Origin of the sequence: Microbacterium gorillae, assembly GCF_000826185.2 — a bacterium.
GTDB classification, from domain to species: Bacteria; Actinomycetota; Actinomycetes; order Actinomycetales; family Microbacteriaceae; genus Microbacterium; species Microbacterium gorillae.
In genome coordinates, this window is record NZ_LN648875.1 from 641,533 (window position 1) to 664,519 (window position 22,987).

Here is a 22,987-nt window from a genome sequence, read left to right on the forward strand (position 1 = left end):
TCAGACTATTCACGAAGTTGTGAAACAGGCGTATTCTGCGCGGCATGACACCGCCGCAGAACAGCACCCACTCGCGCCCAGGAGCGACGAGGGCGGCGTCCTCGTCGGCGACCCGGATATGCACCGCGATCGACGATTCCGCAGCACCGGCCGGAGGACGGCGATGAGCGCCATGGACGGACCCGTCGAGCACCGCGGCGTCGATGCCGCGGAGCAGGCCGCCGCGGTCATGACGGCGGCCGGAATGCCGCGCATGCCGGCTCGAGCACTGATGGCGCTGGTCGCCGCCCCCGCGGGGGGCTACACGGCGGCCGAATTGGCGGACCGCCTCGGGGTGAGCCCCGCGGCGGTGTCCGGCGCCATGAAGTATCTGCAGCAGGTTCACTTCATCCACCGCCGCGCCACCCCCGGCGAACGCACGTTGCGCTACGCCCTGGAGCGGGACACCTTCTACGCCTCCGTCACCAACAGCACGCCGGTGTACGGCCGGCTGGCGGACCTCGTGGCGGCCATCGCCGACGACCATCCGGACGACGATGCCGTCCGGGACCGCGCCACGGAGATGGCGGACTTCTTCCGATTCCTGTCCGCGCGGATGCCGGCACTGATCGACGAATGGCGCACGGCCCGCTCGTCGTGACCTCTACTCCGGCGCGACCAGTTGGAACAGGACGTGGTCCCGCCACGCACCATTGATGTGCAGGTAGCTGGGCGCGAAGCCGATGCGCTCGAACCCGGCTTTGGCCAGCACCCGCTGAGACGGTGCGTTCTCCGGCAGAGTCGCCGCCTGCAGACGGTGCAGTCGGAGCTCGCGGAAAGCGTGCTCCGCCGCCGCGCGGACCGCCGCCGTGGCGAGCCCTCGACCGTTGTGACTCTGCGCCACGAAGTACCCGAGGTTCGCGGTGCGAGCCGGCCCGAGCATGATGCCGCTGAGGTTCAGCCGGCCGACCAGTTCTCCGTCCACGACGATGCCGAACGGCACCGACCGGCCCGCCCGGAGCTCGCTCAGCTGCCGCGCGATCGTCGTGCGCTGCACCGCCGTGGTCGCCCACTCGGCATCGCGCGCCGGGTCCCACGGAGCGAGGAATTCCGCCTCCCGGGCGTAGAGGTCGGCCATGGCCGGCGCATCGTCGAGGGTCAGCAGCCGCAGGGGTCCATCCACCCGTCGATCCTGTCACGCGCTCGCTCCCCCGCGCGGCAGGAATCGCGCGGGAGAAGTGAGGGAAGGCAGAACGACGCCGCCTCGCTCCGGCCTTCGTCAGGAAGACGTGGGAGGACGTGTCGAAAGAGGGAGCGTTCGGTCAGAGAACGTCGAGGATGGGACGCTGGCCCACCACGAGCCGCTCGCGGGCGGACGGGAAGGCGAGCCAAGCGAGCCGGTCCAGCTCGGGGAATTCCTGCATCCGCCCCGACCGCGGTGGCCACTCCAGCTCGAACGTCCCGAAGACGGCCGCACCGAGGTCGATGTCCGCCTCCGCCGGGACGGCGAGCCGGAACACGGTGAGCTGCTTCACGGACGTGACGCGGAACACGCCGACCTCGCGGGCGTCGCCCTCCGGCAGCCGCAGTCCCGTCTCCTCACCGAACTCACGCACCGCCGCATCCCACGCGGACTCCGTGGCGGGGTCGTACTCCCCCTTCGGCAGCGACCACGCACCCTCGTCCTTGCGCGCCCAGAAGGGGCCGCCCATGTGACCGGCCAGGACGGCCCGCTCCGGCCCGCGGCCGCGCACGAGCGCGATGCCCGCACTGTGCACGGCCACGGCCGGACCGCTCAGACCAGACGGGCCTTCGGCGACACCGTGTCGGTGTCCGCCGCATCGCGGAAGACGACATCGCCGAGCGCGGTGTCGATCGCGGCGAGCACGTCCGCGTCCAGCTTCACGCCGGACGCCTTCACGGTGTCCGCGAGCTGCTCCGGGCGGGAAGCTCCCACGAGCGCCGCCGCGACGTTGGGATTCTGCAGCACCCAGGCGATCGCGAGCTGCGGCATGGTGAGGCCCGCGTCCTCGGCGATCGGACGAAGCCGCTGCACCGCCGTGAGCACGTCGTCGCGGAGGAAGGACTTGATGAAGTTCGCTCCGCTCTTCTCGTCCGTGGCGCGGGAGCCGGCCGGAACGGGCTGGCCGGGCAGGTACTTGCCGCTCAGCACGCCCTGCGCCATAGGCGACCAAACGATCTGGGAGATGCCGAGCTCCTCGCTCGTCGGAACCACCTTCTCCTCGATCACGCGCCAGAGCATCGAGTACTGCGGCTGGTTGGAGATGAGCTGGAAACCGAGCTCCTTCGCCAGGGCGGACCCCGCACACAACTGCTCCGCCGTCCACTCCGAGACGCCGATGTAGAGGGCCTTGCCCTGGCGGACCAGATCAGCGAACGCCTGCATCGTCTCCTCGAGCGGCGTCTCGTGATCGTAGCGGTGCGCCTGGTAGAGGTCGACGTAGTCCGTGCCGAGACGCCGCAGCGACGCGTTCATGGACTCGAAGATGTGCTTGCGCGACAGACCGGTGTCGTTCGGCCCCATCGGGCCGGTCGGGAAGTAGACCTTGGTGAAGATCTCCAGCGACTCGCGCCGCTGGCCCTCGAGCGCCTTTCCGAGGACCGCCTCAGCGAGGGTGTTGGCGTAGGTGTCGGCGGTGTCGAAGGTCGTGATGCCGACATCGAGCGCTGCGTGCACGGTGGCGATCGCGGCGGGATCGTCAACTTGAGAACCGTGCGTCACCCAGTTGCCGTAGGTGATCTCGGACACCTTGAGTCCGCTGTTACCGAGGTATCGATATTCGACCATGGCACCACGCTAGCGCCGCGACGGGGCCGTCGCCGCACTCAGACGACTTCCGGGACGGCGGGACCGGGTTCGTCCGGTTCTCCCAGCCGCACCAGGACCACCCCGACGAGGATCAGGACCCCACCGAGCAGCTGCCACAGTCCCGGCAGCTGACCGAGCAGGAGCCACCCGAACAGCACCGCGGCGAGCACCTCACTGAGCGCCACGAACGCCGCGAGGCGCGAACCCAGCATGCGCGTGGACACGATGCCGAACACGTACGCGAGCGCGCCGGCGATCACCCCGATCGCGACGACCGGCACCCACCATGGCACAGTGCCGGTGAGGAAGGCGACCTCCCCGGTGGTCACGGCGAACGGCAGGACGCCGAGGACGCAGGCCAGCGTCAGACCGATCGCGCCGACCAGCAGGCCGAACCCGGCCAGCGTGATCGGCGGGAGCGCCTGCTCGCCCTGCTGGGCGGACAGCACGAAGTACACCGCCGATCCGACCGTGGCCCCCATCGCCCACAGCACGCCGATCGGGTTCAGTGACAACCCGGTGAAGACATCGAGCACGAGCACCAGGCCGCCGACCCCGGCCGGCGTGATGGGCGGGAGCCCCACCTCGCCCTCCGGGGCGGACAGCACGAAGTACACCGCCGATCCGACCGTGGCCCCCATCGCCCACAGCACGCCGATCGGGTTCAGTGACAACCCGGTGAAGACATCGAGCACGAGCACCAGGCCGGCGATCGCGATCAGGCCACCGCCGATGGTGAGCGCCCGGGGCCGGTCGCCATGTCGCAACCACAGCCACAGGACGACCGCGACCGGAGACATGTACTCGATCAGCAGTGCCACGCCGACGTCCACCAGCGCGACGGCCTGGAAGTAGAACAGCTGCGTGGCACCGACGGCGAACGCGCCGTACAGAAGGAGAGTGAGGATGTTGGCCCGCACCAGGTGCCAGCGCCCACGCAGCGCGACGACCGCAGGGACCAGCAGCACCAGCGCGGCGACCCAGACGCGGGCGGTCACGGCCGCCCCCGGCGTCCATCCGGCGTCGATCAGCCCCCGCGCGAGCGCACCGGAGGTGCCGAAGCAGAGCGCGGTGAGCAGGGCCAGGACGAGGCCGAGCCGCAGGGCAGGACGACGCGAGACCGCCGTTGACGGCCCATCGGGGAGGGTCACGATCCGACGTTACCGGACCGGCACCGCGCCCGTCATTCGCCGGGTTCGGCGGCCTGTTCGACCTCGGTGAGCACGCGCTCGAGGAGGGCGGACAGTGCGGCCTGCTCCGCATCGTCGAGCCCCAGCAGGAGGTCGTGCTCGAACGTCATGCAGTCCGGGAACTCCCGGACCACGAGTTCACGCCCGCTCGGGGTGATCGACAGCAGCACGACGCGCCCGTCGCGGTCGTGCCGTTCGCGATTGATGAGCTCGAGCCGTTCCAGGTGGGCGGTGATCTTCGTCGCGGCCGCACCGGACACCCGGATCTCCGCGACCAGTTCGCTGGCACGCATCGGCCGCTCGGTGCGACTCAGAACGCACAGCACCTCGAACTCGCTGCGCGTGAGCCCGACCTCGGCCAGCGTGCGGTCCCGACAGACGTCGGCGAGTGCGGCGATGCGTCCGATCCGCCCGAAGACCTCGATCGAGCCGGTGTCGACGTCGGGCATGGTCTCAGACCAGCTCGAACGCAGACGCGTGATGCGATCCCCCTGGTCCGGCGGATCAATGATGATTCCGGACATGCCGTCATGCTAACGGAGCGGGTGCTTCACCGGTGTTGCATCGACACTCTGCATTTCCTCGGGCTGATCGGGGATGAGGTCGTTCGTCACGGCAATTCCCACGGCATCCGGCGCCCGCCGGGGCGCCAACCGGGACAGGGCGCCGGCGGCGAGGCTGGCCAGCGCCTCCAACGGACCGCGTCGATGCAGCAGGACGAGCACGAGTGCCAGCAGCAACAGCACCGCGACCTGCAACCCCCAGGCCCCGGGTCCGTACACGTACCAGGCGGAGGTCCGCGGGCCGCCGGCGATGCCGATGACGGTCGCCGTGAGCAGGACGTGCAGGCAGTACATCGTCAGCGGCGCGGCACCGCCCGCCTGCACCCAGCGCGTGAGGAAGGATCGGCGTCCGGGACGATCCCACACGGCGGTGCAGAGGCCGATCACGACGGCGGCGATGCCGATCGTGCGCAGCAGGTCCCCCGGCGTCCCCGTGTGCGGAGCGGCCACGAGCTGCAGCCACGGGTCCGCCGTGGGGGCGGCGCCGTAGCGCGAATCGGCGGGGTCGACGCCCGCCGGCAGTCCGGCGCCGAAAGCGGCGATCATCCCCGTGGACACCACCATCGCGACGATCACGGCGATCACTCCCCCGGCGGCCAGCAGCAGGGCGGAGCGCCGAGCGGATCCGGCGGCACGGGCACGCAGCAGTCCGCGGGCGATCAGGATCCCGGCGAGCATGTAGACGACCCAGGTGATCACCGGGTACGTACCGGTGAACAGGACCGCTCGCAGCGCCTCCACCGGGTTCTCCGTCCAGACCCGAATGTCGAGGGAGTCCCCCTCCATCGGAGTGCTGAGACCCAGGCCCACGCGGATCGTGGCGTTCACGATTCCGCCCACGGCCCCCAGCACGACCGCGGCGGACGCCACGAGCCAGGACGGTGCGAGCAGGAAGGCCGCGGAGAGGATCATCGACACGCCGAAGGGGACCAGCACCACGAGGATCGGAGTGTGCACCAGCGGCAGCACCAGGCCGATGATGATCACCACCAGCGCTCGTCCGAGGACGCTCAGCAGCACACCGCCCGGCCCACGCGTCCGCGCCGCCGCTCGCGTGGACAGGACCAGGCTCACGCCGCCGATCACCGCGAACAGGGCCGCAGCGTTGCCCTCAACGCCCACACCCACGACCTCGGCGGCCTGCCCCGCGGGCGTGGTCGTGGGCGTGAAGATCAGCAGCGGTGTCCACAGATGAGCCGCCATCATGCCCAGGATCGCCAGGAAGCGGGCGATGTCCACTCCGACGATCCGACCGGTCACATTTCGCGGATCACGACGCGTCGTGACCGTCCCCCCGGAAATCATGCGGTCCATGATGCCCGGTGCCGCCGCGGAACGGAACCGGGCTCGCCGAGACGGTCAGACTGCGGAGATCGGGGTGTCGGTCGCGATGGCCGCCCGCTCGTGGAAGCCGCGGCGCACGACCCGGTCCTCGGCGATCGACTTCTCGACCTCCTCGGCCTTCTCGTACAGCGTCTTGTCGCCGTGCGAGGTCAGCACCTTCACCAGCACGGGCAGCAGCTCGATCATGAAGAACAGCGCCGCGATGAGCCAGTGCGCCCAGCCCAGGGTCGGTTCCTTCTCGGACAGTCTGTTCAGTCCGGTGATCTGCGAGAGCAGGCCGACGGCGTCCGCATTGCCGGTGGCGACCGAGGCGGCACGCGCGTTGTATGCCGCCAGCGCGGCATCGTACGACTTCTGCGCGGCCGGCAACTGGTCCTGGGCCTGCTGCCGGTTGGTCTTCTCAGACGCGCTCGCCGCGTCCTTGCCGCTGGTCTGGGCGGCGGTCAGAGCCGCCTGCGCATCACGAAGCTGTGCGGCCAGCGCGTCATACGTGGACTGCGCCTGCTGCAACTGCGCCTTGGCGGCGTCCGAGCTCGTGCCCTCGCCCGCCACACCGGTGCAGCCGGCCACCTCGGTTCCGCCGTTCAGCTCGCACTGATACATCTGCCGAGCCTGATCGATGACCTTCTGCTGGTCCGCCATCTGCGAGGTGAGGCTGTCGACCGAGCTCTGCGCGGCCTTCTCCGTCGCCGTCGCGGAGTCCGCCCCGGCGACGATTCCCGTGGCGGACTGGTTCTCCAGCGCCGCCACCTTCGCGGTCGCCGCGTCCAGCGCCTTCTTCTCCGGTCCGGTCTCCAGGGCCTTCTGGTCGGACAGGGACTGGGTGATGTTGGTCGAAGTCACCTCGCGCTGGATGTCGTTCTGGAAGATCTGCAGCACCAGCGGTTCGGCGACGACGATTCCGATGATCGCGGCCATGATCACTCGGGGGATCGCGAGACCGATGAGCTTCCCGATTTGGCGGGTCGACTTCATCGTCGAGGTCAGGAAGCGGTCGAGGTTGAAGATGATGAGCGCCCAGATGATCGCCAACGGAATCGCCAGCCACACCGCCACGCGAACGCCGGTCAGCAGCGCGAAGAACATCGACAGCGCGGAGACGACCGCCGTGCCCAGGAGCACGAAGAACATCTGCACGTAGCGCGGAGTCTCGGTCGGGACCTGGTCGAGCACGGCGCCCTCGGCACCGCCGAGGATCGCCATCCGGCGCATCGGACGCCGCGGGGCCCGCGGTTCGCGCGGAGCGCGAGCGAGGCGCTGGGCACGCGTGGCGGCCTCCACCGGCGCCGTGCGCGGAGCGGCCTCGTCGAACGCGGGACGCTCGAACTCGCTCATCGGCAGAGTCTCGTAGGCCTCGGTCGGCTCACCGGCGCGCGGCTCGAAGGCGTCCGTGATGAACTCCGGTTCGAGCGGTTCGGTCGCCGACGTCGCACCGATCGGTCCGGTGGGCTCAGTGTCGGCGAAGTCCTCCGCCTGCAGGCGGTCGAGGTCGCTCAGCTCAGCGGGGTCCACCTCGGTCGCGCTGCCGGTGGCGTCCGGGATGAAGGTGCGCTGGAACTCCATCGGCTCCTGCTGCTCGGCCGTGGTGTCGAACTCGATACGACCCTGAGATCCCATGCGGCCGGGCCGGTGATCGGAAAAAGACATTCGTCAAGGGTAGAACGAGGCGCCTGGGCGTCCCGTGCGAGCAGCCCCAGAGCACGCCCAGCGCGAACCCGCTGCGGCGTCAGACACCGATCGGGAACGTGCGGTGCTCGGGCCCCTCCTTACGGGCGTGCATCTGCTCCTCGTCATCGAGCCAATTCGGTCCGTGGTTGCGCAGCAGCACGATGTACACGATGAGCGAGATGAGGATCGCCGCCGTCACGTAGATCGCGAACAGCGGCACGACGCCACCCTTGTTGGCGGCCGCGTAGAGCAGCGGAGCCGTTCCGCCGAAGATCGAGTTCGCCATCGCGTAGCCGAAACCGACGCCGAGCGCGCGGATGTGGGTCGGCAGCATGGAGGCCTTCACGATCGCGTTGATCGAGGTGTACCCGGTGATGATCACGAACCCGACCAGCAGAATCGCGAACGCTCCGAGCGCGTTCGTCACGGTCGGCAGCACCAGGATCAGGACCCAGCTGAACAGGACACCGCCCACGCCGAAGAAGATCAGCACCGGCTTGCGCCCGATGCGGTCCGAGATCCACCCTCCCAGCGGCTGCAGCAGCATCAGGATGATCAGGGCGACGAGCGTGATGACACCGCCGAGCACGGCGTTCTTGCCCGCGAACGTCGTCTTCAGGATGGTGGGCGCATTGACGGTGTAGGTGTAGAAGGCGACCGTCCCGCCCATCGTGACCAGGAACACCGCGAGCAGCTCTCGCCAGTAGTTCCCGAGCAGTTCCCGCATCGACCCGCTCCGGCGAACCTTCCCGGCCCGGATGTCGGTCAGCGACTCGGCGGTGAGCGACTCGTCCATCGTGCGGCGCAACCAGAGCACGACCAGCGCGCCCACGGCGCCGATGCCGAACGCAACGCGCCAGCCCCACTCGGCGATGGCGTCCGACCCCCACCCGGTGAGCATGATCAGCCACACCGCCTGGGCGAGCACCTGACCGCCGACGAGGGTCACGTACTGGAACGAGGACAGGAAGCCGCGGTGCGATTTCACCGCCGCCTCGGACATGTAGGTCGCGGACGTTCCGTACTCGCCGCCGGTCGCGAGGCCCTGCACCAGGCGACACAGGACGAGGATGACCGCGGCCCAGACGCCGATCGTCTCCCGTGTCGGGGTGACCGCGATCACGAGTGAGCAGGCGGCCATGATCGACACCGACACCGACAGCGAAGCGCGTCTGCCGCGCCGGTCCGCGAACCGCCCGAACAGCCACGAACCCACCGGGCGCATCAGGAAGGTGACGGCGAAGATGGCCCAGATGTAGATCTGCGAGTTCGAGTCATCGGCAGCGAAGAACTTCGTCTCGAACGCCGCGGCGAACGTGGAGTAGACGTAGACGTCGTACCACTCGACGAGGTTTCCGGCGGAGCCCTTGATGGTGTTGGACACCGAACGCCGGAGGCTCTCCGGGCGGTGGGAGGTGATCACGGTCATGATCGGCACCGTACGCCGATGGGCATGGTGCGCAAGGGGGTTGTGCACCGCCCGCGCGGATGCGATCAGACGATGGGGGCGGCCTCCGCCGCGGCCTTGTCGTCCTCGGTGGCCACGAGCTGGCCGCACGCGCCGTCGATGTCCTTGCCCCGGGTGTCCCGGATCGTCGTCGGGATTCCGGCATCGTTCAGCCGCCGAACGAACTCGTTCTGCACGGCCACATCGGACGAGGTCCACACCGATCCGGGCGTCGGGTTCAGCGGAATCGGGTTGACGTGCACCCACCCGCGACCGCGAGCGTTCAGCTTCTTGGCGAGCAGGTCCGCGCGCCAGGGGTGGTCGTTCATGTCCTTGATGAGGGCGTACTCGATCGAGACACGACGCTTGGTCTTCTCGAAGTACTCGCGGGCCGCGTCCAGGGCCTCATCGACCTTCCACCGCGAGTTGACCGGAATGAGCTCGTCGCGCAGTTCGTCATCCGGCGCGTGCAACGACAGCGCGAACGTCACCGGGATGTCCTCATCCGCGAGCTTGCGAATCGCCGGCACCAGACCGACCGTGGACACGGTGATGCCGCGCGCGGACATCCCCAGCCCCTCCGGCTGCGGCGCGACCATGGTCTTGACCGCGTGCATGACGCGGTTGTAGTTGGCCAGCGGCTCACCCATCCCCATGAAGACGATGTTGGACACCCGCTCCATCGAGTGGTCGTCCTTCTTCTTTCCCCCGAGCTCACCGTTCGCGATGACGCGGTTGGCGCGCACCACCTGCTCGAGGATCTCCGCAGCGGACATGTTGCGCGTCAGCCCCGCCTGCCCGGTGGCGCAGAACGGGCAGTTCATGCCACAGCCGGCCTGGCTCGACACGCACAGCGTGATTCGGCCCGGGTAGCGCATCAGCACCGACTCGACGAGCGCACCGTCGTGCAGGCGCCAGAGGAACTTGATGGTGTCGCCCTTGTCCGTCGCGAGTCGGCGGACCTCGGTCAGGAGGTTCGGCATGAGCCCGTACACGAGCTCCTCCCGACCCGCCTGCGGCAGGTCGGTCATGTCCACGGGGTCTGAGGTGTAGTGCGTGAAGTAGTGCGTGGCGAGCTGCTTCGCCCGGAAACCGGGGAAACCGAGCTCCTTCACGCGGGCGACCCGCTCCTCCGGCGTGAAGTCCGCGAGGTGCACGGGCGGCTTGCCCCGCTTCGGGCTGGCGAACTGCAACGCGGGGCGTCCTTCGCCGTCGAGCTTCTGCGACCATCCCTCGGTGCGAGGGCGCACCTGCCGACCGGTGGCGCGAACGGTTCCCTGCTCAGAAGTCATGTATTCCAGGATACGGGGATCGGACTGGACGATCAGTGGATGCGGAATTGTCGCCTTACGGCGGAATACGAGTGCGTTCCGGGGGCGCGTCGGCTAGCTTGGAGGGGTTCTCGCACGCACTCCATCGGAGGGAAACACCATGACCGGACCGGAGAACCCGACCGAAGGCACGGACGGGACGCAGGACCCCAACCCGTTCACGCCGCCCACGACCGACGACGCCCAGCAGGCTGCGGACGACGCCGGCAGCGCCGCGTCGGAGACCGCTGCGGCTCCGCCCGCCGCTGACCCCTACGCGGCACCGGCCGCTGACGACGCGGCATCGGCGAACCCGTACGAGACCGCTGGTTCTTCCGAGACCGCCGACGACGCGGCGGGCACGTCCAGCCCGTACGAGCAGCCGTCCGTGGACACGACGGGTGAGGCGCCCGCCGCCGACCCGAATGGCCAGGCACCGGCCGCTGACCCCTACGGCCAGGCACCGGCCGCCGACCCCTACGGGCAGGCTCCCGCCGCTGACCCCTATGGGCAGGCTCCCGCCGCTGACCCGTACGGCCAGCCGCAGTACGGCCAGCAGCCACCGGCCGACCCGTATGGGCAGCCGCAGTACGGCCAGCCGACCGCAGCGCCGTACGGCCAGCCCGCCGGTGACCCCTACGCCCAGCCGGGGCAGCAGTACGGCTACGCCGCCGCACCGGGTGGTTACGGCCCGCCGACCGAGGCGGAGATCAACGACATCACGCTGAACCTCTGGCTGTCGGTGTTCTTCGGCTGGATCCCGGCGCTGATCTTCTACGTGATCCGCAAGGACACCGCGACGCCGTTGGCCCGCAAGGCCTACGCGGACAACCTCAACTGGCAGCTGGTCGCGCTGATCATCTACTTCGCGTCCTACATCCTGATGTTCGTGTTCATCGGGTTCATCACGATCCTGCTGCCGTTCGTGATCTCGTTGATCATCGCGATCACGGTGCCCGGTCAGCTGCGCGCCGGCCAGCCGGGCAAGTTCATCATGGCCCCGAGCTGGGTCAAGTAACCCACCGAGACACCCGGGCCCGTCCGCGGCATTCCGCAACGCGCGGTACCTCGGACGGGCCCGGGTGTTCTGCGGTCCGGTGGCGCGTCAGCGCGGGGCGTCCTCGGCGAGAAAGCCCCAGCGTCCGGCACGGAAGTCGAAGGACCAATCGGCCTGAGCGATCGCCGGCCAGCCCAGGATCACGGTGAACTCCGGGTCCCCGTCCGGACGCATCGGCGCGAGGTCGACCACGGCGGCGAGGCTGGGTGCGAAGCGGCGTCCGAAGATCGTGAACGTCGGGAGCATCACCATCTCACTTGACGCGCTGACTCCGGCGGCGTCGGTTCCTGTCGAGATCCCGGCGGGCCGGAACAGCTCCGGCCGTGACGCCACGATCCCCGCGTCGACGAGGGACACGCTGGCCCCGGTGTCCCACACCGCGAGCGCGTCCGTCTGTCCCCCGAGGACGAGTTCGAGGAAGACGTGGGACCGCGACGGCAGCGTCAGCTCGTGGACCTCCGGCACCGCGGCGTCCCCGTCGAGCTCCAGCTCCCGGGAGGACGTGCGGAGATCGAGACGGTGCCGCCGCAGCACGTCCATGCCGAGGAGCCCGTCGCCGTCCGCACGCACGCCAGCGGTGAGGCCCGTCACCTCGACCTCGCCGAGCCGGACGGACGGCACCAGGACCGAACGTGCATCCACCTGACCCAGCGCGCCGCGCACGGTCGACGTTCCGGCGTCCTCGAACGCGGTGGCGTCCCCCGCGGGGACGGACGTCCGCGCGGCACCGGTGTCCAGCACCATGCGGACCTCCCGTCCGGCCACGGTGACGGGCAGGACGGGAACGAAGCCGTCCCCCTCCGCATCGGCTTCGATGGTCAGGGGAACGATGGTCATGGCGTCACGCTAACGCGGGCGTCACTCCCACGGAAGACCGCTCAGCGCCACCAGGTGTCATCCGGCGTGACCGGAAGGTGGCGCTTGTGCGCCGATCCGAGGTACTTCGATTCCAGGGTTCCGGCGGCCGCGGGGTCGATCGACTTCCCCTCGAGATAGTCGTCGATGTCCTCGTACGTCAGGCCCAGCTCGTCCTCGTCGGCCCGGCCCGGGGTCCCATCCAGGAGGTCCGCCGTGGGCTTCTTGTAGGTCAGGTGCTCGGGGGCGTTCAGCTCCACGAGCAGCTGGCGCCCCTGCCGCTTGTTGAGCCCGGCCAGGGGTGTGAGGTCGGCGGCACCGTCGCCGAACTTCGTGAAGAAGCCCGTGATCGCCTCGGCGGCGTGGTCGGTGCCGATCACGAGCATGCCGTGCTGCCCGGCGATGGCGAACTGCGCGACCATGCGCATCCGCGCCTTGATGTTTCCGCGGACGAAGTCGCTGATCTCGTCGCCGGACTCCTCGATGCCCCGTTCAACCCCTTCGACGCCGGCGGCGATGTTCACCGTCAGGACCCGGTCCGCGCCGATGAAGGACAGCGCAGCCTGCGCGTCGTCCTCGTCGTGCTGAACGTTGTAGGGCAGACGAACGGCGATGAACTGGGCCGAGCCCCCGTCCGCGCGCACCCGCTCCACGGCCAGCTGCGCGAGGCGACCGGCGAGCGTGGAGTCCTGTCCGCCGGAGATGCCCAGGACGTACCCCTTCGCACCCGTGGCGCGCAGGTAGTCGATGAGGAACTCGACGCGGGCCTCGATCTCCTCGGTGGGATCGATGGACGACTTCGCGCCGAGGGCGGCGATGATCTCCTGCTGCAGGGTCACGGTGTCTCCTTCCGGCGCCGACGGCGCGCTACCAGTATGGGCCCCTCATGTGTCGCCGGTGTTTCGGCGCCGTGCCTCGGCGAGCAGCCGCACCACGGTGTCCGCCTTCGCGGCGGTGTACACGCCCCAATCCGACGTGCCGGATGCCGCCGCACGCTTCGTCGTGAGGTACGCGCTGCGGGCGGCGCCGTCGACGCGCAGCAGATCGCGGAATGCGATCCGATCGCGCCACTGCGACCCGTCCCGCACCACCACATGGAGCACGCAACGCCGAGCCGTTCGATCGGGGGCGCTCAGCCACGCGTGCCCGGTACGCTCGCCCTCGAGGTCGTAGCCGGCGCCCGCGAGCGTCCGTGCGGCGGCGGCGACCGCGGTTGCCGGGACACCGATGAGCACGTCGACGACATCCTTCGCCGGGAAGCCGCGGACCGCGGTGGAACCGATGTGCTGGATCTCGGCGTCCGGAAGCATGATGCGCACACGATCACACTCGGCCGTGAAGCGCGCGGACACCTCGTCCGGGTCCGGGACGGTGAGGGTGATCGTGTCGGTCGTCATCGGCGTCAGGACCGCGGCTCAGCGAGCGCGGCGCGATGGCGTGCGAGTGTCGCGACGATCTCGGCGTCGAGGGCGTCCTCGATCCCGTAGTGCCGGACGAGCGCGAACACGTTGTGCAGGACGTCCTCGACCTCGGCGGCCAACCTCGCCCGGTCCGGTGCGCCGTGCTTGGCCGTTTTCGCCCCGTGGCTCTCGAGATGAGCCACCTCGGCCGCCACCTCTCCGAGTTCCTCGGTCAGCCGCAGCATGATCCGCAGCGGGTCCTTCCCGTCGGGGAACAGGACCCCATAACCGTCGGCGATCGCGATCAGGTCATCGGCGGTGCTGCGCATCCACCGATGCTACGTCCGACATCAGTGCACGGAGAAGCCGCCGTCGACGGCGATCGTCTGGCCGGTGACGTAGGACGATCCGGGTCCGGCGAGGAAGACCGCTGCCGCGCCGAAGTCCTCCGGCGTGCCGTTTCGGCCGACGTGGGTCCGAGCCGCGAGCGCGTCACTGACCCCCGGACGGGACCACAGCTTCTCGTTCAGCGGCGTCGGGACGAAGCCGGGCACGAGGGCGTTCGCGGTCACGCCGGCCGCGGCCCACGCCTCGGACTGCACCCGCGCGAGACCCTCGACGGCTGCCTTGGACACCCCGTACGCCCCACTGTCGGCGAAGGGGCGCTGCGCCTGCTGCGAACTGAGATGGATCAGGCGACCGTATCCGCGCGCGGCCATCCGCGGGCCGTAGTGCCGGCCGAGGAGGAACGGCGCGTCGAGGTTCACCGCCATCGTCGCATCCCAGACGTCATCCGTGATCTCCGCCATCGGCGGGCGGAGGTTGATGCCGGCCGAGGACACGACGATGTCGATCTCATCGGAGGCCGAGGCGATGACCGCGCGCACTCCGTCCCGCGTGGACACGTCCCCCGTGATCGTCCGACCGCGCCCGCCGCCCGCGATGATCTCCGCCATCGCCGCCTCGAGCACGTCCGGACGACGCGCGACGATCACGACCTCCGCGCCCGCACCGGCGAGCGCTCGAGCGATTCCCCGGCCGATGCCGGATCCGCCGCCCGTGACCAGCGCGGTCCGTCCGGCCAACGAGAACAGGTCGGCGAGGGAAGGCAGGGCGCTCATCCCCGCACGCTACCGGACACCCACACCGGCGCCCGACACTGTGACAGAGCCCCGGCGTCCGTGCACCGCGCCCGCGCACAGCCGCGGGCAGGAAGTCCGACACGCCGAGTCTGCGCCTGTGGCGGCGGCGTGTCGTCGATGAGACCCGCCGCCGTGCTCGCGATCGAATCGACACCACATCCGGACCGCATCCGCTACCACGCGTGCCATCGGCGGCCTAGCATCGGCCGTGACGAAGGGAGATGGCATGGACACCATTGAGGGCATCGATCCGACGGCGGCGCCGAGCGGGGACGGTTGCGCGGAGTGTCTGGCGAGCGAGGACGGGTGGTGGGTCGCGTTGCGCCGATGCGCGCAGTGCGGTCACATCGGGTGCTGCGACAGCTCACCGGGACAGCACGCCACCGCGCACTTCCACGAGACCGGCCATCCGCTGATGCGGAGTTTCGAGCCGGGACAGGACTGGTGGTGGGACTACCGGACGGAACAGACGCTCGCGTCGGGCCCGGACCTCGCCCCGCCCACCGCGCGTTCAGCGTCGCAGACGAGCCCCGGCCCGGCCGACCGTCTGCCCGACAACTGGCGCTCCCTCATCGTCCACTGACGCGAGACACCCAAGCACGTCCGAGACTCCCCGCATTGCGGGGTTTTTCGGACGTGCCTGGGTGTCTCGCGGTGAGTCAGTCCAGGAAGATGTCGGGGAAGAGGCGGGAATCGGGGGTGCCGGGGACGGCGGCGTAGGCGGAGAAGTCCGTCACGCCCTCCTCCTCCAGCACGTCCTCCACGATGTACGTGTTGCCCGTGGCGGACGAAGCGTCACGCGTGAGGACGGCGTGGGCGGCGTCGGCGTAGATCTCCGGCGTCCGCGAGGCGGCCATCACCTGGTCCCCGCCGAGCAGGTTCTGCACGGCGGCGGTGGCGATGGTCGTGCGCGGCCACAGCGTGTTGGCGGCGATCCCGTCCTTGCCGAACTCGGCGGCGAGCCCGAGCGTGACCATCGTCATGCCGTACTTCGCCAGCGTGTAGCCGGTGTGCGCGCCGAGCCACTTCGGCGTGAGGTTCAGCGGCGGGGACAGCGACAGGATGTGCGGGTTCTCGGACTCCTGCAGCAGCGGCACGGCGGTGCGCGAGAGCGAGAACGTTCCCCGGACGTTGACGTCCTGCATCAGGTCGTACTTCTTCATCGGCAGATCCAGTGACCGCGACAGGTCGATGACGCTGGCGTTGTTGATGACGATGTCGATGCCGCCGAACTCACCCTTGGTCTTCAGCACCGCCTCGGTGACGTCATCGTCGTTGCGGACGTCCCCCAGGATCGGCAGCGCATTGCCGCCGGCCGCGCGAATGGCGTCCGCGGCAGTGTGGATGGTGCCCTCGAGCTTCGGATGCGGGGTGTCCGTCTTGGCCAGCAGCGCGATGTTCGCGCCGTCCGCGGCCGCCCGCAGCGCGATCGCCAGTCCGATGCCGCGGCTGCCGCCGGAGAGCAGGATGGTCTTTCCGGCCAGCGTGCGTTCGGTCATCAGTTCTCCTTCTTCTGCGACGCCCGCGCCGCGAAGGCGGCGATCCGGGCCTCGGCGTCGGACGTGGTGATGGCCGCACCGATGGTGCGGGCCTCCTCGGCGAGCTGCTGCTCGAACGTGCGATCCCACCGGGAACGGATCAGGCGCTTGGCCTCTCCGTAGGCGTGGGCGGCGCCAGCGGCGATCGCCCGCGCGACCTCCTCGGCACGCGTACGGACCGTCTCGGGTGCGACGACCTCGGCGACCAGTCCCCACTCCCGCGCCTCGTCGGCGGACAGGAGCCGCGACGAGAGGACCAGCTGCAACGCCCGGCGCTCCCCCACGGCCCGCGCCAGCGATGCGGTCACGGACAGGTCCGGCGTGAGCCCCATGTCGGCGTACAGGCTGCCGAGGCGGGAGTCCGCACCGACGACCGCGTAGTCGCTGGCGAGCAGGATGCCCAGGCCACCACCCGCGGTGGTGCCGTGCGCGGCCGCGATCACCGGAACGGACGATTCCACGAGGTGGCGGATCCCGGAGTTGATGACCCCGGCGAGTTCCTCGATGCCGCCGGAGATGCCCAGCCCCTCGGCCATGGCACGGACGTCGCCGCCGGCGCAGAACGCGCGCCCCTCCCCCTGCAGCAGGATGACGCGGACGTCATCGCGAGAGGTGGCTTCGGCGGTGACGCGCTCCCACGCGTACGCGGTGTCCGCGTCGAACGCGTTCATGCGCTCCGGACGGTTCAACGTGATGCGGGCGAGGCCGTCCTCGACGGCGAGCAGGACCGGCGCGTCGCTCACTTCGGCGCCATCCGGATCGCGCCGTCCAGGCGGATCGTCTCGCCGTTGAGGTAGCCGTTGTCGATGATGGACATCGCGAGCGCGGCGTACTCGTCCGGCTTGCCGAGGCGCTGCGGGTACGGGACCTGCTGGCCGAGCGAGGCCTGTGCGGCCTCCGGGAGGCCGGCGAGCATCGGGGTCTCCATGATCCCGGGCGCGATCGTGCACACCCGGATGCCGTAGCGCGCCAGTTCGCGCGCGATCGGCAGCGTCATCGCGTGCACGCCCCCCTTGGAGGCCGAATAGGCGGGCTGACCGATCTGGCCGTCGAACGCGGCGACGGAGGCGGTGTTGATGATCACGCCGCGGTCGCCGGAGTCGGTGGGGTCGTTCTTCGCGATCACCGCGGCCGCCTGAGAGATCACGTTGTACGTGCCGATGAGGTTGATCTGGATGATCTTCGCGAAGGCGTCCAACGGCGACGGGTTGCCCTCGCGGTCGAGGACCTTCGCGGGCGGGGCGATGCCGGCGCAGTTGATCACCACTCGCAGGGGCGCCCGCTCCTGGGCGCGAGCGACCGCATCCGCGACTTGCGCGGCGTCCGTGACATCCGCGGCGACGAAGGTACCGCCGAGTTCGGCCGCGGCGCTCTCACCGGGGGACGAAGGCAGGTCGATGATCGTGACGTGCGCGCCCGCGGCCGCGAGGCGTTTCGCCGTCGCGTTTCCGAGTCCGCTCGCGCCACCGGTGACGAGTGCACCGGCTCCCGTGAGGTCCATGAGTTCTCCTTCGAACAGCCGCGAGAAGCGGGACGGCGTCGCACCGATCGCGACACCGTGTCTCAGCCTACGCGGGGGATCCGCCTCGACGCACCTCCGGATTCCAAGGCCGAGCGCGTACTCTCTCTGCATGCTGTTGCGACTGAAGCGCGTCTATGAGGCGCCGGCCCCGGATGATGGCGTGCGCGTGCTGGTGGACCGCCTGTGGCCCCGCGGGGTCTCGAAGGAGCGAGCCGCTGTCGAGCTGTGGGCGAAGGACGTCGCGCCGTCGCCCGAGTTGCGCGAGCAGTGGCATGCGGCCGAGCGCGGGCACTGGGTCGACTTCGTCGGTCCGTATCGCGCCGAGCTGGCGGGACCGGCCGCCGACGCCGTGCACGACCTCGCGTGCCTGTTCAACGAACGTCAGGACATGACGCTCGTCTACGCCGCGCGGGACCCCGCGCAGAACCACGCGACGGTTCTCGCGATGGTCATCGCCGACGTCTCCGAACGGCTCCGCGCGGCGGAGTGACATGCGCCTCCGGCGGGGTCGAGTCAGGACTCGTCCTGGGCCCACTGCTGAGCGCCGGGCCGAAGGCACGCCGCCGTCGCCGCGTCCACGGCCGACTGCAGCGCCTCCGCGTGCGACGCGCCGAGCACGAGCGCCGCGGCGAGACTGCCGGTGAACGCGTCTCCTGCCCCCGTGGTGTCCACGGCATGGATGCGAGGCGCGGTGGCCGTCACATCGCCCCAGCGCGCGCCGTCGGCCCCGAGAGTGCGCACCACGCGGTCATCGTCCTCGCCGAGCTGGGCGGCCTCCTCCTCGTTGACCACCACGATGTCCGCTGCGGCGACCAGGTCCAGGACATCCTCGCGCCAGGGGGACGGATTCAACAACGACGTGGCCCCGGACCGACGCGCCAGCTCGAGAGCGGCGCGAACCACCTCGAGGGGCACCTCCAGCTGCAGGGAGATGACATCGCCCGGACCGATCACGCCGTCCAGGTCGGCGACGGCGTCCGCGCCGAGGAACGCATTCGCACCCGGCACGACGATGATCGTGTTCTGTCCCTCGGCGTCGACGACGATGCTGGCCTGACCCGTCGGGCCGGGGGCCGTCCCGACCCGGTCGAGATCCGCGCCGCGGCGGCGCAGGTGCTCCCGGTACCGGGCGGCGCCGTCGTCGTCACCGACACGCGTCACGAAGACGGTGCGGGCACCGGACTGAGCGGCGGCGGCGGCCTGGTTCGCCCCCTTGCCACCCGGGAAGGTCGCGATCCCCGTGGCGGTCAGCGTCTCCCCCACGCGTGGATGGCGCGCCACGCTCAGCACGGTGTCGATGTTGGTCGACCCGATGACGTAGACCGTTCCGTGCGGGGTCGCTTGTGTCATGTCGCTCCGTTCGTCCTCTCGAGCGTATCGGGCACGATGGAGGCATGATCCCGACCGACGACATCCCGATCCCGGAACGCGTGCGCGTGCTCGCCGCGGGGGCCGCACTCGTTCCGGTGTGGCGCAACGGGGTCGGCGGGCTCACCTTCCGCGCGGACGGACCGGAGGGCGTCCGCTACATCAAGTGGGGCCCGCGGCACCCCGAGACATCCCTGGCGCAGGAGGCGCAGCGGCTGACGTGGGCGGCACCGTTCACCACCGTTCCGCACGTCCTCCAGCGCGGTGAGGACGAGCGGCACGAGTGGATGGTGACGGCGGCGATCCCCGGTCGCAGCGCCGTGGACCCGCGCTGGATCACCGAGCCGGAGACGGCGGTCCGCGCGGTCGGGAAGGGCCTGCGGCAGCTGCACGACGCGCTGCCGGTGGACGAGTGCCCGTTCGAGTGGACGGTCCCGGCCCGGATCACGAACGCGGCGGCGCGCGGCGTCGTGGTGCCGCCCGACCTGCACGAGGCTCCGCCGGTCGACCGCCTCGTCGTCTGCCACGGGGACGCCTGCGCACCGAACACGCTCCTGGCCGAGGACGGCACGCCGGTCGGACACGTGGATCTGGGGGCCCTCGGCGTCGCTGACCGATGGGCGGACATCGCCGTGGCCGCCCTGTCGACCGAGTGGAACTACGGCCCCGGCTTCGAGGATGCGCTCGTGCTCGCCTACGGTCTGACCCCGGACCGCGAGCGCCTGGCGTACTACCGCGATCTCTGGAACGCCACCTGATTCAGGACGGCCGCAGGCTCGCGATCAGCATCATCGCCGCGCCGATGACGCCGAGGACGACTCCGATGATCGCGAGGGTGCGCACGGTGCGAGACAGCGCGCGCGGACGGGCCAGGATCGAGGCGGGGAAGACGAAGGTCAGGACAGCCGGCCAGATCCACCCCTCACCCGGCCGCAGGAGTCCGAGCAGGCTCGCTGCACCGAGGATCGACGCGATCACTCCGACCGCGAGGCCGATGCTCGCCGGAATCACACCGCGGTTGACCCCGTCGACGGCCGCGGCGCCCGCTTCCTGCGATGCCGCACTCCGGTCCGCATACGTCTCGGGCGGCGCCACGGGATAGCTCGCCGCAGCGTAGGGGTCCGAGGGTGCGGGTGATTCCGCCGAAGCGCGGTGCGGGTCCTGCGGGTCCTGCGACCCGGCGGGATCGGGTTGCGTCATGACGGGCCTCCCCTGGTGTCCATCGGACAGGGTACTCCTGCAACGGGCCGCTATTTCGGTTTCGGCACGTCAGCGAAGACGTCGGGATGGTCCGAGAGCAACGACCATCGCTCGACCGGCCAGGTGATCACGAAAGCGCGACCGACCACATCCGAGATGGGGACGAATCCGCCACCGGGGGTTCCCATGTGGGCGCGGGAGTCCGCGGACTCGTTCCGGTTGTCGCCCATCACCCAGAGGTGACCGGCCGGAACCGTGACGTCGAAGGCCACCTCGGACGCGGGACCGGCCTCCCGCAGGTACGGCTCGTCGATCTCGACGCCGTTGATGGTGAGGTGTCCGGCCGAGCAGCACACGACATGGTCTCCGGGCAGCCCGATGACGCGCTTGATCAGGTACTCGTCGCTGTCGGACGCTCCGAGACCGACGAGATCCAGGAACCATTCCGCCGGGGTGGGTGGGGTGGCCGGGGCCACGCCGAGCCAGGACCCCGGATCGCGGAAGACGACGATGTCGCCGCGTTCGAGGTCAACCGTCTTGGGCACCAGCTCGTTCACCAGAACCCGGTCGTTCACTTCGAGGGTGTCGGACATGGACGGCGAGGGAATGTAGGCCAGGACCCCGGATCGCGGAAGACGACGATGTCGCCGCGTTCGAGGTCAACCGTCTTGGGCACCAGCTCGTTCACCAGAACCCGGTCGTTCACTTCGAGGGTGTCGGACATGGACGGCGAGGGAATGTAGAACGATCGGATCAGAAACGTCTTCACGCCCCACGAGACGGCCAGAGCGATCACGATCACGACGAGGGCATCCCGAAGGAATCGCCAGAACGTGTAGGGACGTCGGGTCGGCGCCGTCGCGTCATCGCTCACGTCATCAGCCGCCACCGCCACCTCCATGCCCCGATCTGCATTGTCCACCGCTGCAGGCACGGTGTCGAATCCCCGCCCCGGCGCGGTGCGAATTCAGAGGATCCGAGCCAGGAACGCGACGGTGTCCGGGTGACGGGGAGCGTCGAAGATCTGCTCCGGCGGCCCCTGCTCGACGAGCACACCGTCCTTGAGGAAGACCACCCGGTCCGCGACCCGGCGCGCGAAGGCCATCTCGTGCGTGGCCATCAGGATCGTGGAGCCGGATTCCTTCAGCTCCGTGACGACGTCCAGCACCTCCCCGACCAGCTGCGGGTCCAGCGCCGAGGTGATCTCATCCAGCAGCAGCACGCGCGGGTCCGTGACCACCGCGCGAGCGATCGCCACCCGCTGCTGCTGGCCGCCGGAGAGGCGATCGGGGTACTCGCGCGCCTTGTCCGCGAGGCCCATGCGAGCGAGCACCGCCATCCCCTGGTCGCGTGCCTGCGCGGCGGGCCGCTTGAACACCTTGCGGGACGCGAGCGTGACGTTCTCCAGCACGGTCAGGTGCGGGAAGAGGTTGTAGTGCTGGAAGACCACACCGATCTGGGCGCGCACGCGGTCGGCGTTCACGCGCGGATCGGTGATGTCCTGTCCGGACAGGAAGATCTGGCCGTCATCGACCTGCTCGATGAGGTTGATCGTCTTCAGCAGCGTGGATTTTCCGGAACCGGACGCGCCGATCAGCACGACCACCTCGTGCTCGTGGACGGCCAGGTCGATGCCCTGCAGGACGGGAACCGCGCCGAAGTGCTTGCGGATCCCGCGGATGTCCAGAACGGCGCTCACACCAGACCTCCCTGCTGCTCACGGCGCTGGGCGCGTGCGGCGTACCAGTCCGTGAGACGGATCATCGGCCAGCTCAGCAGCACGAACAGCAGTCCCGCGACGACGTACGGCGTGTAGTTGTAGGTCAGCGCGTTCTCGATCTGGGCGGCTCGGACGGCGTCCACGGCGCCGAGCACCGAGATCAGTCCGACGTCCTTCTGCAGCGAGACGAAGTCATTCATCAGCGCCGGCATCACCTTGCGCACGCCCTGCGGCATCACGATCATCCGCAGGGTCTGCGCATGGGTCAGCCCGAGCGAACGCGCGGACGTGCGCTGGCTCGGATGCACGGACTCCATCCCCGCGCGCAGCACCTCGGACACGTAGGCGGAATAGGTCAGGATCAGCGCGATCGTGCCCCACACTGCCATCGGGACCTTCGGGAAGAGCTGCAGCGTCGGGATGCCGAAGCCGACCAGGTACAGCACGATGATCACCGGCAGACCGCGGAAGAGGTCGGTGTAGATCGTCGCGACCGCCCGCAGCGGGAAGAACACCGCGCCGCGCAGACTCCGCATCACCGCCAGCAGGGTCGCGAAGATCGCGACCCCGATCGCGGCGAAGAACAGCACGATGATGTTCAGCCACAGTCCCTGCAGGATCTTCGGGAAGACCTCGACGCCGTAGGACACGTCGAAGAAGGTCTTCCGGGCGACGGCCCAGCCGGGGGTGTTGGTGATGACCACCCCGATGACGACCGTGAACACCACGGTCGAGAGGATGCTGATCAGGATCGAGCGTCGCGCTCGAGACTGCCGGTACGCGCGCCGCCCGAGCTCGACGGCGGAGATCTCCGTCGGCGAACGCGGGACCGCTCCGGGAACGGACAAGCGGGT

General features: G+C 69.7%; 28 protein-coding genes. 5 read left to right on the plus strand and 23 right to left on the minus strand.

The window, feature by feature from the left end; genetic code table 11:
- The first annotated feature begins 163 nt into the window (after window positions 1-163).
- The gene (locus BN1193_RS12500; protein ID WP_040167075.1) at window positions 164-640 is read left to right on the plus strand and encodes a GbsR/MarR family transcriptional regulator; all 477 of its coding nucleotides are present in this window, start codon (window positions 164-166) and stop codon (window positions 638-640) included.
- A gap of 3 nt (window positions 641-643) precedes the next feature.
- Here BN1193_RS12500 and BN1193_RS12505 read toward each other — a convergent pair whose 3' ends face one another.
- The 9 genes from BN1193_RS12505 to rlmN form a co-directional block, all read right to left on the minus strand.
- Complete coding sequence (locus BN1193_RS12505; protein ID WP_040167078.1) at window positions 644-1,162, minus strand: GNAT family N-acetyltransferase; 519 nt, start codon at window positions 1,160-1,162, stop codon at window positions 644-646.
- Between the two features lie 139 nt (window positions 1,163-1,301).
- Window positions 1,302-1,763, minus strand: coding sequence for an NUDIX domain-containing protein (locus BN1193_RS12510; protein ID WP_040167079.1), 462 nt, complete (start codon window positions 1,761-1,763; stop codon window positions 1,302-1,304).
- Window positions 1,764-1,774: 11 nt separating this feature from the next.
- The gene (locus tag BN1193_RS12515) at window positions 1,775-2,788 is read right to left on the minus strand and encodes an aldo/keto reductase family protein (protein ID WP_040167082.1); all 1,014 of its coding nucleotides are present in this window, start codon (window positions 2,786-2,788) and stop codon (window positions 1,775-1,777) included.
- A 38-nt stretch (window positions 2,789-2,826) separates the two neighbouring features.
- Window positions 2,827-3,960, minus strand: a complete 1,134-nt coding sequence (locus BN1193_RS12520; RefSeq protein ID WP_040167083.1) for an EamA family transporter — start codon at window positions 3,958-3,960, stop codon at window positions 2,827-2,829.
- A 32-nt stretch (window positions 3,961-3,992) separates the two neighbouring features.
- A complete protein-coding gene (locus tag BN1193_RS12525; protein WP_052460742.1) occupies window positions 3,993-4,523 on the minus strand; it encodes a MarR family winged helix-turn-helix transcriptional regulator in 531 nt (176 codons plus the stop codon).
- Between the two features lie 9 nt (window positions 4,524-4,532).
- Window positions 4,533-5,801 carry a heparan-alpha-glucosaminide N-acetyltransferase domain-containing protein gene (locus BN1193_RS12530; RefSeq protein WP_195907860.1) on the minus strand — a complete coding sequence of 423 codons (1,269 nt, stop codon included), beginning with the start codon at window positions 5,799-5,801 and terminating at the stop codon, window positions 4,533-4,535.
- Between the two features lie 120 nt (window positions 5,802-5,921).
- A complete protein-coding gene (locus BN1193_RS12535; RefSeq protein WP_040167087.1) occupies window positions 5,922-7,553 on the minus strand; it encodes a DUF4407 domain-containing protein in 1,632 nt (543 codons plus the stop codon).
- A 79-nt stretch (window positions 7,554-7,632) separates the two neighbouring features.
- The gene (locus BN1193_RS12540) at window positions 7,633-9,003 is read right to left on the minus strand and encodes an MFS transporter (protein ID WP_040167088.1); all 1,371 of its coding nucleotides are present in this window, start codon (window positions 9,001-9,003) and stop codon (window positions 7,633-7,635) included.
- Window positions 9,004-9,068: 65 nt separating this feature from the next.
- Window positions 9,069-10,313 carry a 23S rRNA (adenine(2503)-C(2))-methyltransferase RlmN gene (gene rlmN, locus BN1193_RS12545; RefSeq protein WP_040167091.1) on the minus strand — a complete coding sequence of 415 codons (1,245 nt, stop codon included), beginning with the start codon at window positions 10,311-10,313 and terminating at the stop codon, window positions 9,069-9,071.
- A 139-nt stretch (window positions 10,314-10,452) separates the two neighbouring features.
- Between rlmN and BN1193_RS12550 the strand changes: the two genes are divergently transcribed.
- Window positions 10,453-11,349, plus strand: coding sequence for a DUF4870 domain-containing protein (locus tag BN1193_RS12550; RefSeq protein WP_052460743.1), 897 nt, complete (start codon window positions 10,453-10,455; stop codon window positions 11,347-11,349).
- Between the two features lie 87 nt (window positions 11,350-11,436).
- Here the strand turns inward: BN1193_RS12550 and BN1193_RS12555 are convergent, their stop codons facing one another.
- The 5 genes from BN1193_RS12555 to BN1193_RS12575 are packed head-to-tail and all read right to left on the minus strand — an operon-like array spanning window position 11,437 to window position 14,764.
- Window positions 11,437-12,225 (minus strand): retropepsin-like aspartic protease family protein, encoded by a 789-nt coding sequence (locus tag BN1193_RS12555; RefSeq protein ID WP_040167094.1) that lies wholly within the window; start codon window positions 12,223-12,225, stop codon window positions 11,437-11,439.
- A gap of 41 nt (window positions 12,226-12,266) precedes the next feature.
- Window positions 12,267-13,082, minus strand: a complete 816-nt coding sequence (nadE, locus tag BN1193_RS12560; protein ID WP_040167095.1) for an ammonia-dependent NAD(+) synthetase — start codon at window positions 13,080-13,082, stop codon at window positions 12,267-12,269.
- A gap of 45 nt (window positions 13,083-13,127) precedes the next feature.
- On the minus strand, window positions 13,128-13,640 hold the full coding sequence (locus BN1193_RS12565) for a GrpB family protein (protein WP_052460744.1): 513 nt from the start codon (window positions 13,638-13,640) through the stop codon (window positions 13,128-13,130).
- A 5-nt stretch (window positions 13,641-13,645) separates the two neighbouring features.
- Window positions 13,646-13,972, minus strand: a complete 327-nt coding sequence (locus BN1193_RS12570) for a MazG nucleotide pyrophosphohydrolase domain-containing protein (RefSeq protein ID WP_040167097.1) — start codon at window positions 13,970-13,972, stop codon at window positions 13,646-13,648.
- A gap of 21 nt (window positions 13,973-13,993) precedes the next feature.
- Window positions 13,994-14,764 carry an SDR family NAD(P)-dependent oxidoreductase gene (locus tag BN1193_RS12575; protein ID WP_040167098.1) on the minus strand — a complete coding sequence of 257 codons (771 nt, stop codon included), beginning with the start codon at window positions 14,762-14,764 and terminating at the stop codon, window positions 13,994-13,996.
- Window positions 14,765-15,011: 247 nt separating this feature from the next.
- On the opposite strand from BN1193_RS12575, the gene BN1193_RS12580 reads away from it, so the two are divergent.
- Window positions 15,012-15,368 carry a UBP-type zinc finger domain-containing protein gene (locus BN1193_RS12580; protein WP_040167099.1) on the plus strand — a complete coding sequence of 119 codons (357 nt, stop codon included), beginning with the start codon at window positions 15,012-15,014 and terminating at the stop codon, window positions 15,366-15,368.
- Between the two features lie 76 nt (window positions 15,369-15,444).
- Here BN1193_RS12580 and BN1193_RS12585 read toward each other — a convergent pair whose 3' ends face one another.
- Genes BN1193_RS12585 through BN1193_RS12595 form a run of 3 tightly spaced genes read right to left on the minus strand, consistent with a single transcriptional unit; the run spans window position 15,445 to window position 17,824 of the window.
- A complete protein-coding gene (locus BN1193_RS12585) occupies window positions 15,445-16,284 on the minus strand; it encodes an SDR family oxidoreductase (RefSeq protein ID WP_040167100.1) in 840 nt (279 codons plus the stop codon).
- The gene (locus tag BN1193_RS12590; protein WP_040167101.1) at window positions 16,284-17,066 is read right to left on the minus strand and encodes an enoyl-CoA hydratase/isomerase family protein; all 783 of its coding nucleotides are present in this window, start codon (window positions 17,064-17,066) and stop codon (window positions 16,284-16,286) included. The genes BN1193_RS12585 and BN1193_RS12590 overlap by 1 nt, the downstream gene beginning before the upstream one ends.
- Window positions 17,063-17,824, minus strand: coding sequence for an SDR family NAD(P)-dependent oxidoreductase (locus BN1193_RS12595; RefSeq protein ID WP_040167103.1), 762 nt, complete (start codon window positions 17,822-17,824; stop codon window positions 17,063-17,065). Before BN1193_RS12595 ends, BN1193_RS12590 begins: the two co-directional genes overlap by 4 nt.
- A 130-nt stretch (window positions 17,825-17,954) precedes the next feature.
- Between BN1193_RS12595 and BN1193_RS12600 the strand changes: the two genes are divergently transcribed.
- Window positions 17,955-18,335 carry a DUF488 domain-containing protein gene (locus BN1193_RS12600; RefSeq protein WP_040167105.1) on the plus strand — a complete coding sequence of 127 codons (381 nt, stop codon included), beginning with the start codon at window positions 17,955-17,957 and terminating at the stop codon, window positions 18,333-18,335.
- A 23-nt stretch (window positions 18,336-18,358) separates the two neighbouring features.
- Here BN1193_RS12600 and BN1193_RS12605 read toward each other — a convergent pair whose 3' ends face one another.
- Complete coding sequence (locus tag BN1193_RS12605; RefSeq protein ID WP_040167107.1) at window positions 18,359-19,195, minus strand: ribokinase; 837 nt, start codon at window positions 19,193-19,195, stop codon at window positions 18,359-18,361.
- Window positions 19,196-19,239: 44 nt separating this feature from the next.
- On the opposite strand from BN1193_RS12605, the gene BN1193_RS12610 reads away from it, so the two are divergent.
- Entirely contained in the window at window positions 19,240-19,971 is a 732-nt protein-coding gene (locus BN1193_RS12610) for an aminoglycoside 3'-phosphotransferase (protein WP_040167109.1), read from the plus strand.
- Window position 19,972: 1 nt separating this feature from the next.
- Here the strand turns inward: BN1193_RS12610 and BN1193_RS12615 are convergent, their stop codons facing one another.
- The 5 genes from BN1193_RS12615 to BN1193_RS12635 are packed head-to-tail and all read right to left on the minus strand — an operon-like array spanning window position 19,973 to window position 22,981.
- Window positions 19,973-20,413 (minus strand): hypothetical protein, encoded by a 441-nt coding sequence (locus BN1193_RS12615; protein ID WP_040167112.1) that lies wholly within the window; start codon window positions 20,411-20,413, stop codon window positions 19,973-19,975.
- A 50-nt stretch (window positions 20,414-20,463) separates the two neighbouring features.
- The gene (gene lepB, locus BN1193_RS12620; RefSeq protein ID WP_052460745.1) at window positions 20,464-21,006 is read right to left on the minus strand and encodes a signal peptidase I; all 543 of its coding nucleotides are present in this window, start codon (window positions 21,004-21,006) and stop codon (window positions 20,464-20,466) included.
- Window positions 20,985-21,335, minus strand: coding sequence for a signal peptidase I (lepB, locus tag BN1193_RS12625; protein WP_326845054.1), 351 nt, complete (start codon window positions 21,333-21,335; stop codon window positions 20,985-20,987). The genes lepB (BN1193_RS12620) and lepB (BN1193_RS12625) overlap by 22 nt, the downstream gene beginning before the upstream one ends.
- Window positions 21,336-21,380: 45 nt before the next feature.
- Window positions 21,381-22,112 carry an amino acid ABC transporter ATP-binding protein gene (locus BN1193_RS12630; protein WP_040167117.1) on the minus strand — a complete coding sequence of 244 codons (732 nt, stop codon included), beginning with the start codon at window positions 22,110-22,112 and terminating at the stop codon, window positions 21,381-21,383.
- Window positions 22,109-22,981: an amino acid ABC transporter permease gene (locus tag BN1193_RS12635; protein ID WP_052460746.1), complete on the minus strand. Its 873-nt coding sequence runs from the start codon at window positions 22,979-22,981 to the stop codon at window positions 22,109-22,111. Before BN1193_RS12635 ends, BN1193_RS12630 begins: the two co-directional genes overlap by 4 nt.
- Window positions 22,982-22,987 lie beyond the last annotated feature (6 nt).

Excerpts from the sequence above, each read along its gene's own strand:
- BN1193_RS12500 (WP_040167075.1), top strand. The coding sequence starts at position 164 with ATGAGCGCCATGGACGGACCCGTCGAGCACCGCGGCGTCGATGCCGCG.
- BN1193_RS12515 (WP_040167082.1), bottom strand. The coding sequence starts at position 2,788 with ATGGTCGAATATCGATACCTCGGTAACAGCGGACTCAAGGTGTCCGAG.
- BN1193_RS12525 (WP_052460742.1), bottom strand. The coding sequence starts at position 4,523 with ATGTCCGGAATCATCATTGATCCGCCGGACCAGGGGGATCGCATCACG.
- BN1193_RS12535 (WP_040167087.1), bottom strand. The coding sequence starts at position 7,553 with ATGTCTTTTTCCGATCACCGGCCCGGCCGCATGGGATCTCAGGGTCGT.
- BN1193_RS12540 (WP_040167088.1), bottom strand. The coding sequence starts at position 9,003 with ATGACCGTGATCACCTCCCACCGCCCGGAGAGCCTCCGGCGTTCGGTG.
- rlmN (WP_040167091.1), bottom strand. The coding sequence starts at position 10,313 with ATGACTTCTGAGCAGGGAACCGTTCGCGCCACCGGTCGGCAGGTGCGC.
- BN1193_RS12550 (WP_052460743.1), top strand. The coding sequence starts at position 10,453 with ATGACCGGACCGGAGAACCCGACCGAAGGCACGGACGGGACGCAGGAC.
- BN1193_RS12555 (WP_040167094.1), bottom strand. The coding sequence starts at position 12,225 with ATGACCATCGTTCCCCTGACCATCGAAGCCGATGCGGAGGGGGACGGC.
- BN1193_RS12565 (WP_052460744.1), bottom strand. The coding sequence starts at position 13,640 with ATGACGACCGACACGATCACCCTCACCGTCCCGGACCCGGACGAGGTG.
- BN1193_RS12570 (WP_040167097.1), bottom strand. The coding sequence starts at position 13,972 with ATGCGCAGCACCGCCGATGACCTGATCGCGATCGCCGACGGTTATGGG.
- BN1193_RS12575 (WP_040167098.1), bottom strand. The coding sequence starts at position 14,764 with ATGAGCGCCCTGCCTTCCCTCGCCGACCTGTTCTCGTTGGCCGGACGG.
- BN1193_RS12580 (WP_040167099.1), top strand. The coding sequence starts at position 15,012 with ATGGACACCATTGAGGGCATCGATCCGACGGCGGCGCCGAGCGGGGAC.
- BN1193_RS12585 (WP_040167100.1), bottom strand. The coding sequence starts at position 16,284 with ATGACCGAACGCACGCTGGCCGGAAAGACCATCCTGCTCTCCGGCGGC.
- BN1193_RS12595 (WP_040167103.1), bottom strand. The coding sequence starts at position 17,824 with ATGGACCTCACGGGAGCCGGTGCACTCGTCACCGGTGGCGCGAGCGGA.
- BN1193_RS12600 (WP_040167105.1), top strand. The coding sequence starts at position 17,955 with ATGCTGTTGCGACTGAAGCGCGTCTATGAGGCGCCGGCCCCGGATGAT.
- BN1193_RS12605 (WP_040167107.1), bottom strand. The coding sequence starts at position 19,195 with ATGACACAAGCGACCCCGCACGGAACGGTCTACGTCATCGGGTCGACC.
- BN1193_RS12610 (WP_040167109.1), top strand. The coding sequence starts at position 19,240 with ATGATCCCGACCGACGACATCCCGATCCCGGAACGCGTGCGCGTGCTC.
- BN1193_RS12615 (WP_040167112.1), bottom strand. The coding sequence starts at position 20,413 with ATGACGCAACCCGATCCCGCCGGGTCGCAGGACCCGCAGGACCCGCAC.
- lepB (WP_052460745.1), bottom strand. The coding sequence starts at position 21,006 with ATGTCCGACACCCTCGAAGTGAACGACCGGGTTCTGGTGAACGAGCTG.